The organism is Agrobacterium tumefaciens (assembly GCF_005221385.1).
Taxonomy (GTDB): Bacteria; Pseudomonadota; Alphaproteobacteria; order Rhizobiales; family Rhizobiaceae; genus Agrobacterium; species Agrobacterium tomkonis.
Genome location: NZ_CP039904.1, coordinates 266017 through 279427 on the forward strand (window position 1 = coordinate 266017; position 13411 = coordinate 279427).

Below are 13411 nucleotides of genomic sequence, written 5' to 3' on the forward strand. Positions count from 1 at the left end.
CAGAACCGACACCGGTTCGTATCCACACAAGGATGATAACGTCTGGAAGGAACACCATGCGATTTTCCCTTCAACAGCACCTTGGCATGAGCGCGCTTGCCACGTGCCTTGCCCTTACCCTGCCGCTGGCCTCTGGCGTGGCGCAGGCGGAAGAAAGCGGCGACAGCGTCAAGGAATGGCGGCTCTTCATCGCCGATCACACCCAGCCGGTGGTGCGGGCGATCAACTTCGAAACCGGCAAGGAACTCGGACGCTACGACCTGAAGGGCTATGCCGCGCTGACCGCCAGCGCGTCCGGCAAGACTGTTTTCGCCACTCAGTCAGATTCGGATATCGTGCATGTGATCAAGACCGGCATCGTCTTTTCCGACCACGGTGAACATCGCGATCTGGATGTGGAAGATGCGGCGCTGCTGCCCGTCACCTTCGAAGGCAAACGTCCCTTCCATGTCGTGCCGCATGATGACCATGCCATCCTCTTCTACGACCGCGGCGGCAAGGCTGACATCATCGACGAGGCAGCACTGCTGGACGGCCAGGCCAAAGTCCGCACCGTCGACACGACCGCGCCGCATCATGGCGTGGCGGTGACGATGGGCCGTTACGTTCTGGTGTCCGTACCGAACACGCAGAGCGAAACCAAACCCGACACGCTGCCGCCCCGCATCGGGCTGCGTATTCTCGACAGGGAGGGCAAGCAGGTCGGCGAACAGGCGACATGCACCGATCTGCACGGCGAGGCGACATCCGCACGGCTTGCGGCTTTCGGTTGCAAGGAAGGCATTCTGGTTGCCCGGCCGGGCGGCACGGATGGTCCGAAGCTCGAAATGCTGGCCTATCCGGAAGAATTCCCGAAAGCCTATACCGGCACGCTGCTCGGCGGCAAATCCATGCAGTTCTTCCTCGGAAACTACGGTGAGGACAAGGTTGTCCTGATCGATCCTGACAGCAAGGACGCCTTCCGTCTGGTGGAGCTGCCGACCCGGCGCGTCGATTTCATTCTCGATCCCGCCAATCCGCGCAACGCCTATATCCTGACGGAAGACGGCGACCTGCATGTACTTGACGTGCTGGAAGGCGCCATCACGCGCAAGGCGAAGGTGACCGAACCCTACAGCAAGGATGGCCATTGGCGCGATCCGCGCCCGCGTCTCGCCGTTGCCGACGGGCAGGTTGTGATTTCCGATCCGCGCCATTCGCTGGTGCGCGTGGTGGACGCGGAAAGCCTGAAGGAAACCCGCACGCTTGCGGTGGAAGGCCAGCCCTATTCCATCGTCGCCATTGGCGGCTCCGGCGCTTCGCACTGATACCGAACAAAAGAAACCCCGTGCGCCCGAAGGACACACGGGGTTTCCTGATTTTGAAGGGCCGTATTATCAGGCCGACTGCACAGCCTGTATCTTCTCGATGCCGCCGACAATACCGGCGAAATCCTGCCACACACCCTGAGCGCCCTTGCGCCATTCGTCCAGTGCTTCCGGCTGCAGCACCTTGCCGCCCTTCGAAAGGGCAAGCTCGACGGACTTCACTTCGTCCTCGACAATCAGTTGGTTGAAATATTGCGCGCCTTCGCTCGATGCTTCCAGGAGAACCTTCTTCTCTTCGTCGTCCAGCTGGTTCCAGAAGGTCGCACCGTAATAAACGACGCCTGAAGCCCAGATGTGGCCAGTTTCCGTCAGATAGGGCACGACCTCGTAAAGCTTGAAGCCGGCATAGGCGGACTTGGTGAGGTCCATGGCATCAGCCACGCCTGTTGCCAGCGCATTATAGGTCTCGGTGATGGGAATACCCACCGGCGTGGTGCCGAAGGCGCTCCATAGCTTGGTGTGCAGCGGGCTCTGGATGACGCGGATTTTCTTGCCTTCCAGCTGCTCCGGCCGGGTGACGGGTTCCTTGGTCAGAAGATGTCGTGCGCCGTAATTGATGAAATCGGCGGCGATGAATTGCTGGGCGGCGAGCTTCGTCTTCAAATCGGTGCCAGTCTCGCCCGTCACCACCTTGCGCACATGGTCGGCATCGCGGAACAGGAAGGGCAGATCGAGGATCTGCAGTTCCGGCACCCAGCCGGAAAGCGAGGAAACGGTGGAAAGGCTCGCCTGAACCGATCCCAGCCGGATATTTTCCGCCACTTCCTTTTCACCGCCAAGGGCACCGCTCTTGACGATGTTGAAACGGAAACGGCCGGGCAGCTTCGCCTCCACCAGTTCGCTGATCTTCACCCAGATTTTCGTCTCCGGCTTGTCATCGGCAAACAGCGAGGCAACGGTGATGCTGCGGGTTCTGGCATTCGCCGTGCGCACGAAGGCCGGAGCGGCGAGCGTTGCGGCGCCGATGGCGGAGAGTTTGAGGAGATTGCGGCGATCGATAATAGTCATGAATGAAACCCCTGACTTAGAAGAAAATGGCCCAGGCGCACAAAATGGCGAGGGAAACGAGAAGGGAAACGAGATAGGGAACGACGGCCCGGAAAAGTGCTGTCGCCGGAATGCGGGTGACGCCGCTAACGACGAAGATCAGCATGCCGAGCGGCGGTGTCAGGCCATGGATCATCAGGTTGACCACCAGGATGACGCCGAAATGGATCGGATCGATGCCGGCCGCCACGGCGGCGGGCAACAGGATCGGCCCGAACAGCAGGATGGCAGCACCGATATCCAGCACCAGACCAACCACGAGCAGGATGAGGTTGGAGAGCAGCAGCACCGCAATCTTGCTGCCGCCCAGAAGCGTGACAAAGTCGGTGACGAGGCCGGAAACATTGTCCACCGCCAGCAGGAAGGCGAAAGGCCCCGCCGTGCCGATCAGAAGGCCAATGGCCGCCGCCTCACCTGCTGATTGGCGGAAAGTCGCGAAAATGCGGCCCGCGCCCAGCCGGTAACCGAAACCGAGAAACAGCGTGTAGAGGGCGGCAAGGGCCGCAGCTTCCGTCGTGGTAACGACACCGATGCGGATGCCGACCACCACGATGACGCCAAGCCCGAAGGCGGGTATCGCGGCAATGGCCGAGCGCCAGCGTTCGCTGCCTGTCGCGCGCGGCAAGGTATTGACGCTGCGCACGCTGAGATGGATCGCCACCGCAAGGCAGATCGCCATCAGCCCGCCCGCGAAGAAGCCGCCGACCAGCAACGAGCCGACAGACAGGTTGGTGGCCGTTGCGAGGATCAGGAAAGCGATGGAAGGCGGGATGACATTGTCCAGCACCGAGGTGGCGGCAATGATCGCACCGGCCTGCGCCGGCGGATAACCATGCTTGACGAGTTCCGGCTGGAAGGTGGACGCGCCGAAGGCGGCGTTGGCGACCGAAGAGCCGGATGCGCCGGAAAACAACACGCTGGTCAACAGTGTCGTTTGCGCCAGCCCCGCCCGCCGATGCCCGACCATGGAGGCGGCAAAACGAACCAGCTGGTTGGCGACGCCCGATTCCGTCAGCAGGCTTCCGGCCAGCAGGAAAAAGGGAATAGCAAGCAGCAGGAATTTCGACATGCCTGTCACCGTCGAGGAAACGATGGCCGGCTCCGGCAAGGTGCTGCCGAAGGCAATCGCCACATAGGCAGCGGCAAGGAAGGCATGGGCAAGCGGTGCGGCCAGAACCAGCCCCACGGCGGCCGTGAGTGCCAGAAACAGGCTCGGCGGCAGGCTCGTATCGATAAACAGTTCCGGCAGGCCGACATAAGAAACGACCGCGATGGCGACAGAGAGCAGAACGGCAAGCGCCTTGCCTTCACCGACCCGCTGAAGCGCCAGATAGACAAAGATCAGCGCGCCGCCTGCACCGAGAAAACCGAAGCGCACCCATTCCGGCAAGCCAAGTGTTGGCGATGTGCCGCCCAGCATGGCCGCGATCTCCACCCCGCCGAAGGCGAGGATGAGGGCTGCGACGAAGGAAAAGGCATCGGCCAGAACTTCGGTTGCGGCTTGAAAGCGTTCCGGCAGGAAGCGCACGAATACATCCAGCCGCATGGCCAGAGCACTCTTGAGGCTGAGCGGCGCGCCGACCGCAATCATTGCCACATTGAGCCAGATGCCAAGATCTTCCGCACCGATGAAACCGGTATGGAACAGGTATCGCAGGGCGACATTGACCAGCACCACCACAAGAAGCGTCGCAAGGATCGCGGCGGCGACCGCACCGAGCGCCTTGTCCAGAACGGCAAGCGCCCGCTCGGCCACACGTTGTGGACCGAAGCGCCGTTGCGAAATTGTTGTTGCCGGACTTGCCGTCATGTCTTGTCTCTCCACTCCCGCACCATGCTCAGGAGGCCTTGGCCGAGAGGTCACGGTCAAACAGGGTCGACCAGGTGAATTGTTTGGCTGCCGAGACTTCCCGCGACACATCAAGACGCGGCAGAACCTTTTCCCCGAAGCGGAAGGCTTCTTCCAGCAATGGCATGCCGGAAAGGATAAAGGTATTCACGCCCGCCTTCTTATAGGCTTCCAGCGTGCGGATGACAGTATCCGGCGAACCGACAATCGCGGTTCCCGGTCCCGGCCGGACAAGCCCGATGCCGGCCCAGAGGTTGGGCGCGATTTCGAGATCGCGCAGGTTTTCCGGCTTCTGCCCGCCATGCATCGCCGTCATGCGCTGCTGGCCGACGGAATCGGTCTTGCCGACGAAACGCTGGTTGGCGGCAATCGCGCGCTCATCCATGCGCCCGTAAAGATCGGCAGCAGCAGCCCAGGCTTCTTCATCGGTATCGCGCACGATGACATAAAGGCGAATGCCGTATTCCAGTTCGCGGCCAAGCTGTTCCGCCCGCGCCTTGACGAGATCGACCTTCGCGCCGATCTGGTCCGGCGTTTCACCCCAGGAGAGATAGGTCTCGACATGTTTGGCGGCCACGTCGATGGCCTTGTCCGAAGAACCGCCGAACCATAGCGGCGGCGGCTCTATGCCCTGCCCCACCGGCAGCGCGAGTTTTGCGCCCTCGGTCTGGAAATGCCGCCCTTTGAAATCCACCGTCTCGCCGGCGAAAAGACGGTGCCAGATCTGCAGATATTCATCCGCCATATCGTAACGCTCATCATGCGGCATGGTCATGCCGTAAGCGCCGAGCATCTTCGCATCGCCAGAGACGACATTGATCAGCAGGCGGCCGCGCGAAAACTCCTGAAGCGTCGCCGCCATCTTGGCAAGCAGCGTCGGCGCGATCAGGCCCGGATGGATGGCGACCAGCAGTTTCAGCCGCTCGGTATAGGAGAGAAGCGCGCCCGCCAGAACCCAGACGTCGTGCGCCCCGGTGGCAAACAGAGCGCCGGTGTAACCAAGCTGATCGTAAGCGAGCGCCAGCTGCTTGTAATAACCGAGATCGACCTTGCGGGAGCCTTCCGGCTGCCAGGGATAGGCGCCGTCGGGCGCGCACATATACCAGAAAATATTCATCGGTCGCCTCCCGCGCTGGCTGATTGTGGGATTGGGCTTTGTCCAGTCAGAACCGGTAAAGAGAAATGACCGTGCCTGTAAAGCGTATCGGCCTCCTCCTGCTGTTCGGCAAGGATATTTTCGGCGGCAGGCACCACGGAAAGATCGCGCGAGCGCAGCACCTTCGCCCAGGATGCCGCATCACCCTCGCTGCCCGGCTCGGCGGCGAGCAGGGCAGCAGCCTTGTCGATATCCGCCATGACAGCCCGGCCGACGCGATCCAGTTCGGCCGCAATCGCCTGCCGTGTCTCCTGCGCCATGTTGTGACGCGCCAGCGTCCAGAATAGAGATCGGTTGGGAATGGTTGAACCACAACGCACAAGAAGGCTGATCTCCTCATGGGTCAGGGCTTTTTCCAGCCGTGGCGACATCGTCACCCAGGCATCAACGCGGCCTTCCACGAGGTCAAGCAGGCTGTCGCTATCACCGCTTTCAATGCGCGTCACATCGACAAGGCCAAGACCCGCCCCTTCCAGGCTACGGGCCAGAAGATAGGTGTGAAACGATCCGTCGATCAGCGATATGCGCTTTCCCGAGAGATCGGCGGCGGAACGGATAGGGCTGTCGCGCCGCACGAGGATTGCGCCATTGGCGGGCCTCGGTGCGGAAGCGGCGATATAGATTGCCGAAAGCCCGCGCGCATCCGCTTCAATGGGCGGCGTAGAACCGGTGCCGCCGAAATGGATGTCGCCCTTTTCCAGAAGCGCCGCCGTATCGCGCCCTTCGCGATAGGTCACAAATTCCGGATCAAATTGCTTGAAAGCGCCGGGCCAGAGCCGGGCGAGCCGTAAATGCAGATTGTTGGGATGGACCCCGATTTTCATGTCGACACCTCATTTCACAATCAATCTACTTTTTTATAGAGTGTTTTCGAGGAACGTTTTGGCGATCCTCAGCCAGAAAGCGAAAGAGAAATCTACTAATCCTGTAGATTTTAAAAATTTTGCAACCGACTGAAAACCGCCCACATCAAGCCATTGAAATTCATCGCTATACAATTTACTTTTTTATAGTTTGAAAAATGGGCCTTCAGTCGTGACGAAACCGGTTTCCAATCTCATCTGCCGCAGCGTGGTCGAAGCGAGCGAGCTTTTGAAGCTTGTTGCCAACGCCAACCGTCTGGCCATCGTCTGTTACCTCATGGAAACGGAAGCGTCCGTTTCCGCGCTGGAATATGAACTCGGCATCCAGCAGCCCACACTTTCGCAACAGCTTGCCGAATTGCGCGACGCGGGTGTCATCGAAGGCACGCGGGAAGGCAAGGCAGTGATCTATCGTGTCACCGACCCCCGCATTATCCAGCTGGTTCTGACCCTGCGTGGTCTTTACAAGGACCTTTCCGATGTGACGGGCAAGAAAGGCCGGCGCGCGTTGCCGCTGGATGAGGCGATGTTCGACTGACATGATCGATCTTTACACCTGGATCACGCCGAACGGCCTCAAAATCTCGGTTGCGCTGGAAGAACTCGGCCTGCCCTATCGCAGCCACGCCATCGACATCGAAAAGGGCGAGCAATTCGCGGCCGATTACATCCGCATCAATCCCGGCTCGAAAATTCCGGCAATCGTCGACAATGACAACGACACCGTTCTGACGGAATCGAACGCGATCCTCCTCTATCTCGCCGAAAAGGCCGGCCGGCTTCTGCCCGCCTCCGCCACCGAGCGACTTACAGTCACCGAATGGCTGATGTGGCAGGCCGCCAATTTCGGCCCGACACTCGGTTATGCCCATTATTTCCTGACTTATCATGCCGGAGAGGCCCCCTTTGCCGAGACGCGTTTTGCCGCGGATGTGGAGCGCCTCTATCGGACATTGAACGACCGTTTAACGGGGCTGGAGTATGTGGCCGGCAATTTTTCCATAGCCGATATCGCCATCTGGCCATGGGTCTCGCGTTTCGCACGCCACAAAATCAATCTCGATGATTTTCCGGCGATACAGCGGTGGTATCGCCAGCTTGGACAACGGGAAAGTTTTAAGCGCGGTTATCGCGTACCCTTCGCAACGTCGGACGTACCGGGGCTTTAACAGGCGACGAGGTGACCGGGCGAAACCTCGCGATATTCACGCGGCTTGACGGCATAATCGACAGCACGGATCGGGCTTTTCAGCTCGTCATTCGCCGCACCGCGCCTTGTGTTGCGGCGGTCCGGGTCCGGCACCGGCACCGCGGCCATCAGCTTGCGGGTATAATCATGCTGCGGATTTTCGAAGACATCAGCACGCGGACCAATCTCGACGATCTCACCGAGATACATCACCGCCACCCGGTGGCTGACGCGTTCCACCACCGCCATATCATGGCTGATGAACAGGAAAGCGAGGTCGAGGCTCTGCTGCAAATCCAGCATCAGGTTGATGACCTGCGCCTTGATCGAGACATCCAGCGCCGAAACGCTCTCATCGGCGACAATCACCTTCGGCTGAAGGGCGAGCGCGCGGGCGATGCAGATGCGCTGGCGCTGGCCGCCGGAAAACTCATGCGGGTAACGCGCCGCCATATCGGGCGAGAGGCCGACCTTTTCCAGCATGTCGGCCACCACGTCCTTCGCCTCGCGGGCGCTGCCCATGCGGTGCTCCAGAAACGGTTCTGCAATCGCCGCACCCACCGTCATGCGCGGGTTGAGCGAGGCGAAAGGGTCCTGAAAGATCATCTGCACCGTCTTGCGCATTTCGCGCATGCCGGATTTGTCGAGGGTGAGAATATTTTCGCCATTGACCACGACCGAACCGGCATCCGGCTCGATCAGCCGCATGATGGCACGACCGGTGGTCGACTTGCCGCAGCCGCTTTCGCCCACCAGCGACAATGTTTCGCCAGCCCTCAGATCGAAGGACACATTCTCCACCGCGTGTACGCGGCCACTGAGCCGACCCAAAAGGCCGGAGTGGATATCGAAACGCTTGGTCAGTCCCTCCACCTTCAGCACCGGCTGCGCGCTCGCGTCAACCGTATCGGCCGGACGCGCCGGTTCCTGCGTTTCGCCCGTGGTGGTGTTGACGATGGGAAAACGGAGCGGTCTTTCCTCGCCCTTCATCGACCCGAGAACCGGAACGGCGGACAAAAGTGCACGGGTATAGGGATGTTTGCCGCGATGGAAAATATCCGCCGTCGCGCCAACTTCCACCTGCTCACCGCGATACATGACGACAGTACGGTCAGCGATCTCAGCCACAACGCCCATGTCATGGGTGATGAACAGGACGGAGGTGCCCTCCTCTTCCTGAAGCGTCTTGATGAGATCGAGAATCTGGCCCTGAATGGTCACATCGAGCGCCGTCGTCGGCTCGTCGGCGATCAAGAGCTTCGGCCGGGAAGCGAGCGCCATGGCGATCATGACGCGCTGGCGCATGCCGCCGGAAAAGCGGTGCGGATATTCATCGAAACGTGAGGCGGCCGAGGGAATGCGGACCTTTTCCAGCAGGCGGATCGTCTCGGCCCGCGCATCTGCTTTCGACATCGGCTGGTGGCACAACAGAGCCTCGGAAATCTGGTCGCCGATGGTGAACAGCGGATTGAGGCTGGTCATCGGCTCCTGAAAGATCATGGCGACCTCGTTGCCCCGCACCCGCCGCATGGCGTCTTCGGAAAGGGAGAGCAGGTTGCGCCCGCCCAGCAGGATCTCACCCTGAACCCTGCTGCTTTCCCGATCCAGCAGCCGCATGATGGAGAGCGAGGTGACGCTTTTGCCCGAGCCGCTTTCGCCGACGATCGCAACCGTCTCGCCCGGCCCGACGTCGAAGGAAATATCACGCACCACGGGTTTCCAGCCGCCATCCACGTGAAAGGACGTGGTGAGATTGCGGACGGAAAGCACGGCATCTTCTGCACCAAGCGGTGCTGCCTGCGGCATGGTCATGATCGTTCCCTTCTTTTTATGTTTCAACTCAAGCACGGCGTTGCGGCAAATTTCTTCTCCCCGAGGGGGGAGAAGGTGGCCCGAAGGGTCGGATGAGGGGGCAACGCCAGAGATAGACCGCACCCTTGCCCCCTCATCCCGCTGCCGCGGACTTCTCCCCCTCGGGGAGAAGAAATACGCGGCACCCGCTCGTTCCATTTAGTCCGGCCAGCGCAGCATGCCGTCGAAACGGTGGCGGCTGCGGTCTTCGAACGGCGTGGCAATCACCTCGTTGGAGGCGCGCGCCTTGTCCAGTTCCTCGGCCAGACGGGAGGCAACGATGGTCTCCTGACCCGGATGCAGGTTGCAGGGGTCGAGATAGAAATAGCGGTGTTCCACCTCGTGATCGCGGGCAATGATGGGCGGATTGCCTTTGGCCAGCGCCGTTGTCAGGTCCCATGCCGTGATATGGGCTTCTTCGGCATCGATGATGACGCGCAGCCGGTCGAGCGGGTTGTCGGTCGGGTCGGGCTCGATTAGCGCCGTCACGCCGGGGCGCCCGTCCAGCGTTTTTTTCCAGAGGTTGAGATAGCCGGTCTCACGCTCACGGATGCCGTCATGGTCGCGCTTTTCCCAAGCTTCCAGCGCCGCCATGACGCCATAGATGCTTTCCTTGCCGACCTTCATGCCGCGGCCGACACCCATATTCTGCAGGAAGGCATGGCGCACCAGTTCCTTCTTGCCAGCGACGATGCCGGAAGTGGGGCCGCCGAGGAACTTGTGGCCGGAATAGAGCACCACATCCGCGCCCGTCGCCAGAAACCGCTTGAGATCATATTCGGAAGCCGCATCCACAATGACAGGCACGCCCTTGGCATGAGCGATTTCGACGAATTCGGAAAGATGCAGCAGGCCATAATCGACCACATGATGCGAGACGACATAGACCGCCGCAGCCGTTTTTTCGGTGATGGCATTTTCCATGTGGAAACGATGGGTCGATGTCGCCTGACCGATCAGCACCACCTTGCCACCGCCGAGGCGGATAGCCTGATCCACCGGCGCGCCGTAGCTCACCACATGTCCCATCTGCACCAGCACTTCGTTCTTCTCTGGCGCGACATCGGGCAGCTTTTCGATGGCCAGCAGATTGTTGCCGGTGATCGCACCCGCCACAGCGAGGCTGATGCCGGAAGAGCAGGACGCCGTGACGAAACCGGCCTCGCCGCCCGTCAGCCTTGCAATGATCGCGCTCGCCTTGCGTTGCAGATCATTGATCTCGACGAATTGCGGCAGGATGGCCGCCATGGCCTGAACGGCCTCGGGAACGACAATCGACGCGCCGAGCGAGGTCATGGTGCCCGAGACGTTGATGACCGGGCGAAGGCCGATCCTGCTTCTGATATCCTCGGTCATGTCTTTCTCCTGTCTTTGCGATGCGATGGGCATCGACATATATGCCATAATAATGTAATAGCTTCTCAAAACCCATGAGGAGCCAAAATTGGACGCCCATAGACTGGACGAAATAGCTTCAACCGCCGTATCTCCCACGGAGGAAAATCCGGACGCGAAGGCGGCCAAGCGCTCGCGCGTCAGCGGCATCGACCGTGCGCTTCAGGTGATTGATTACCTTTACGAAACCGGATCGCCGGCCGGCGCTTACGCCATCGCCAAGGCGATCAAGGCGCCGCTTTCCACCGTCTATGTGATCATCGACGATCTCGTCGAAAAGAACATGCTGGCGCGCAATGCCGATGGCAGCATCTGGCTCGGCGCGCGGCTTTACCATTATGGCCTGGCTTACGCCCGCTCGCTGGATTTCATGGGTGTCGCCACCCACGAAATGCACGATCTGTGCCGCCATGCGGGCGAGACCGTGCAGCTTTGCGGCCGCGATGGCGACCATATGCTTGTTCTGGCCATGGCCGATGGTCCAAGCCATTTTCAGGTCGCGTCGCGCGTCGGCACCCGTGTTCCCTTGAACTGGACGGCCTCCGGCCGCCTGCTCGTCGGCCATCTGCCCGAGGCCGAACGCGTCGAGCTTTTCCGGCGCTGCGCCCGCACGTCGCCGACCGGCCGCGCGGAAATCAACCCCGAAACCCTGTCGCAATCGGCGGCTGCCGCCTTCCATGACCGGCTGTCGATACAGGTCGCCGAATCCGATTACGCCGTCGCCTGCATTGCCTCGCCGATCTGCGACAGCCACGGAGAATGTGTCGCGACGATTTCCATCGTGCTGCCGGAGCAGAAGGTGCTGGCGGACGAAAACCATTATACCGAACAGGTCAGGGTCTCGGCGGAACGGATCGAAAAGCTGATGGGCTGGCGCAACCATTAAACGGCCTCACCCCTTGAGCGCGACGATGGCTTCGATCTCGACGGTGATGTTGCCCGGCAATGAGCCGAAACCCACGGCGGAGCGGGCGTGTTGTCCCGCATCGCCGAACACATCGATGAAGAGATCGGAACAGCCGTTGATAACGCTCGGGTGATCGCGGAAATCGCTGACGGCATTGACCATGCCAAGCAGCTTGACCACCTTTTTCACCCGCGACAGATCACCCAGCGCCTCATGCATGACGGCAAGCAGATTGATGCCGGTGAGACGCGCATGGTTATAGGCCTCTTCCAGCCCGATTTCCGCGCCCACCTTGCCGGCATAGAGATGGCCGTTTTCTTCCCGAGGCCCTTGGCCCGAAAGATAAAGCATGTTGCCTTCCACCACATGGGTGACAAAATTGGCAATCGGCGGCGGCGGCGGCGGCAGGGAGATGCCGAGCGCAGCGAGCCGGTCATAGGGCGAAAGGTGCCCTTCTGCATCAAGCGAAGACTGTTTCACGCGAATTCCTCATAATGCCGGGACCTGTATCCCGTAATGTCTGCGGAAGGCGGAGGACATACCCCCGCCATTCCATTCGGGTTCAACGCCAGGAATAACCATGGCTGTGGCGCACCAGCTTGCGCGCCCTTGGAATATAACGGCTGGCGGCAATCGCCTCGGCACCGATCACCGCGTAACGCGGCTCGAACAGACGCGTCAGGCGCGCCACGTCGCCATTGGAATCGGTCGCTTCCAGATCGGAATCCACTAGATCGAAAATGGTGAAGTCGGCGCGCTGGCCGACATCAAGGCGGTTTTCCATATCGAGCCGAATGACGGAGGCCGGATTGCGGGTAACGGCCTCGATGACATTTTCGAAGGGCATATCAACCGACAGCAGTTTCGACATGGTCGTCGCGAGATCCCAGACCGGGAAATTCATCGAATGGCCATGCAAATCCGTCGAGATCGAGAAGGGCAAAAGGCCGCGCGCAATCGCCGCTTCCGCCACCTTGAAGGAGAAGGATGCGCCGCCATGGCCGATATCCAGCCGGATGCCTTCACCGGCGCAGCGTTCGGCAAGGTTGAACAGGTCCTCGTCTTCCATAATGCTGGAACCGGACTTGCCGTTGAAGCAATGGGTCACGACATCGCCGGGGCCGAGGATTTCCAGCACCTCGTCATAAAGTGCGGGCGGTTCGCCCACATGCACCATCATCGGCACTTTCAGGATCTTGGCGATCTTCTTGCCGAGCTTGACCGGCGTCACACCCCAGGAGCCGGTGATGACATGGCTAGCGCGCACCTTGAGGCCGACGATATGTTCGCTGTTCTCAGCGTAACATTCGAGGATGCGATCAAGGTCGATATCCTTGATGTCGCGCAGTTCCGGCACCCGGTTACAGGCGACCAGACCGATGGAGCCGAGATTGAGGAAGGCCTTGATGCGCTCTCTCGAAGGCTCGATGATATATTCCCGGAAACCGTGGAAATTCGCCTCACCCGCCGAACCGGCATCCACCAGCGTCGTCACGCCCCGTTCCGCCCCGCATTCGGAGGGGCGGATGGAGATATCGGTGCCGCCGTGCCAGATATGCACATGCAGATCCACCCAGCCGGGCGAGATGAAGGCACCTTTGGCATCGATACGCTGCGCATCCGCAGGCGCCTGCAGGGCAGAGCCCACCGCGGCGATCTTGCCGTCGCCGCCGATCAGAATATCGGTCGAGGCCTGGGACGCCCCCTTTCCGAAACCGACGGGTTTGACATTGGTGAGAAGAATGGGAGCTTGAAGAGGCGTTTTCGCCTGTTCACCTGATGTCATA

General features: G+C 60.6%; 12 protein-coding genes. 4 read left to right on the forward strand and 8 right to left on the reverse strand.

Going from position 1 to position 13411, the window contains the following annotated elements; translation table 11 throughout:
- Positions 1-56: 56 nt before the first annotated feature.
- A complete protein-coding gene (gene aztD / locus CFBP6623_RS16435) occupies positions 57-1307 on the forward strand; it encodes a zinc metallochaperone AztD (protein WP_046800801.1) in 1251 nt (416 codons plus the stop codon).
- Between the two features lie 69 nt (positions 1308-1376).
- Here the strand turns inward: aztD and CFBP6623_RS16440 are convergent, their stop codons facing one another.
- From CFBP6623_RS16440 to CFBP6623_RS16455, 4 genes are read right to left on the reverse strand one after another with little or no spacing between them, the layout of a single operon-like run.
- Complete coding sequence (locus CFBP6623_RS16440; protein WP_046800800.1) at positions 1377-2375, reverse strand: TRAP transporter substrate-binding protein; 999 nt, start codon at positions 2373-2375, stop codon at positions 1377-1379.
- 16 nt (positions 2376-2391) lie between these two features.
- A complete protein-coding gene (locus tag CFBP6623_RS16445) occupies positions 2392-4224 on the reverse strand; it encodes a TRAP transporter large permease subunit (RefSeq protein ID WP_062654465.1) in 1833 nt (610 codons plus the stop codon).
- A gap of 28 nt (positions 4225-4252) precedes the next feature.
- Complete coding sequence (locus tag CFBP6623_RS16450; protein ID WP_046800798.1) at positions 4253-5380, reverse strand: LLM class flavin-dependent oxidoreductase; 1128 nt, start codon at positions 5378-5380, stop codon at positions 4253-4255.
- Entirely contained in the window at positions 5377-6243 is an 867-nt protein-coding gene (locus CFBP6623_RS16455; RefSeq protein WP_046800797.1) for an ABC transporter substrate-binding protein, read from the reverse strand. Before CFBP6623_RS16455 ends, CFBP6623_RS16450 begins: the two co-directional genes overlap by 4 nt.
- Before the next feature lie 211 nt (positions 6244-6454).
- Between CFBP6623_RS16455 and CFBP6623_RS16460 the strand changes: the two genes are divergently transcribed.
- Positions 6455-6820: an ArsR/SmtB family transcription factor gene (locus tag CFBP6623_RS16460; protein WP_046800796.1), complete on the forward strand. Its 366-nt coding sequence runs from the start codon at positions 6455-6457 to the stop codon at positions 6818-6820.
- A gap of 1 nt (position 6821) precedes the next feature.
- The gene (locus CFBP6623_RS16465) at positions 6822-7451 is read left to right on the forward strand and encodes a glutathione S-transferase family protein (protein WP_062654466.1); all 630 of its coding nucleotides are present in this window, start codon (positions 6822-6824) and stop codon (positions 7449-7451) included.
- Here CFBP6623_RS16465 and CFBP6623_RS16470 read toward each other — a convergent pair.
- Both CFBP6623_RS16470 and CFBP6623_RS16475 read right to left on the reverse strand, forming a co-directional pair.
- Positions 7448-9283 carry an ABC transporter ATP-binding protein gene (locus tag CFBP6623_RS16470; RefSeq protein WP_046801093.1) on the reverse strand — a complete coding sequence of 612 codons (1836 nt, stop codon included), beginning with the start codon at positions 9281-9283 and terminating at the stop codon, positions 7448-7450. The genes CFBP6623_RS16465 and CFBP6623_RS16470 overlap by 4 nt on opposite strands.
- A 198-nt stretch (positions 9284-9481) precedes the next feature.
- Positions 9482-10678, reverse strand: a complete 1197-nt coding sequence (locus tag CFBP6623_RS16475; protein ID WP_046801092.1) for an aminotransferase class V-fold PLP-dependent enzyme — start codon at positions 10676-10678, stop codon at positions 9482-9484.
- 112 nt (positions 10679-10790) lie between these two features.
- Between CFBP6623_RS16475 and CFBP6623_RS16480 the strand changes: the two genes are divergently transcribed.
- Positions 10791-11603, forward strand: a complete 813-nt coding sequence (locus CFBP6623_RS16480) for an IclR family transcriptional regulator (protein ID WP_225341551.1) — start codon at positions 10791-10793, stop codon at positions 11601-11603.
- 6 nt (positions 11604-11609) lie between these two features.
- Here CFBP6623_RS16480 and CFBP6623_RS16485 read toward each other — a convergent pair whose 3' ends face one another.
- Both CFBP6623_RS16485 and CFBP6623_RS16490 read right to left on the reverse strand, forming a co-directional pair.
- Positions 11610-12104 (reverse strand): RidA family protein, encoded by a 495-nt coding sequence (locus CFBP6623_RS16485; RefSeq protein ID WP_020011822.1) that lies wholly within the window; start codon positions 12102-12104, stop codon positions 11610-11612.
- A gap of 82 nt (positions 12105-12186) precedes the next feature.
- A complete protein-coding gene (locus tag CFBP6623_RS16490) occupies positions 12187-13410 on the reverse strand; it encodes an amidohydrolase/deacetylase family metallohydrolase (protein ID WP_046800793.1) in 1224 nt (407 codons plus the stop codon).
- Between the last annotated feature and the right edge of the window lies 1 nt (position 13411).